General features: G+C 63.3%; 1 protein-coding gene. It reads right to left on the bottom strand.

Annotated features, from left to right (window positions below; all coding sequences use genetic code 11):
* Nucleotides 1-203: 203 nt before the first annotated feature.
* A complete protein-coding gene (locus ABD287_RS18420; protein ID WP_344174812.1) occupies nucleotides 204-620 on the bottom strand; it encodes a YunG family protein in 417 nt (138 codons plus the stop codon).
* Nucleotides 621-758 lie beyond the last annotated feature (138 nt).

The following is a 758-nucleotide window of genomic DNA, read 5'->3' as shown; positions in this document are numbered from 1 at the left end:
TCGGCCAGATCGTCGCCGCCGCACTGGTGCTCCTACACATGGAAGCCGACCGCACCACGTGACACACAGTCACCGCACCGTTGCCCGGAAAGGCTCAGTGGCCTTAGCCGCTGCGACGCTTTACCCAATACATGTAGATTGCGGATAGTATCCGCTTCTGCCGCGGGGCGTTCAACCGCCCTCTGCTGAGCATGACGGGGAGGTTAAGTTCGCTCGGGGTCGGCAGTCGGCCATCCTTCCATGCGGGCTGAGACACGCTCGCGCAGGAGGAGGTACTCGGCGTGGCGGCGTTTGGTCGGGCCGGTGGGGCGCCGAACTGATCGGATGGCGCTGATTGTCTGGCCTCTACGAAACCGCTCACGTGTCAGGTCGATCTCGACGCCGCTGGGCAGGCGGTTCCACCAGTGGAAGCCATGCTGCTGGCCGTTGGCGTGTACTTCGCCGACCATGAGGTCGCCGCCGAGGATGTCATGTAGGACTAGGGCTGTGATGTCGCAGTGCCCCCAGGCTGGATTGTCGGCCTGCCAGCCGCTCCGTTCTAGATCATCAGGTGAGCAGGTGTCAGCTGACCAACTGGCGCGCAAGGCGTCCTGAATATCACTCAAAGTCCATGTAGGCATCGCCAGAGGGTAGAAGGGGCCCTGACATCCGCTTCTGCCGCGATGCGCTCGTCCTTTCGCATCTCGGCGGTGCCTCGTGCGGAGGGTCGGCAAGACCGTTATGCCGTGTAGTTCATCCTTCGGCGCTGGCTACCGGGC

It is taken from the genome of Pilimelia columellifera subsp. columellifera, from assembly GCF_039532605.1.
Taxonomy (GTDB): Bacteria; Actinomycetota; Actinomycetes; order Mycobacteriales; family Micromonosporaceae; genus Pilimelia; species Pilimelia columellifera.
Note: the sequence above shows the minus strand (reverse complement) of the source record. Positions and strands in the feature narration are given on the sequence as shown.

Coding starts and splice junctions, on each gene's coding strand:
- ABD287_RS18420 (WP_344174812.1), bottom strand. CDS start 620: ATGCCTACATGGACTTTGAGTGATATTCAGGACGCCTTGCGCGCCAGT.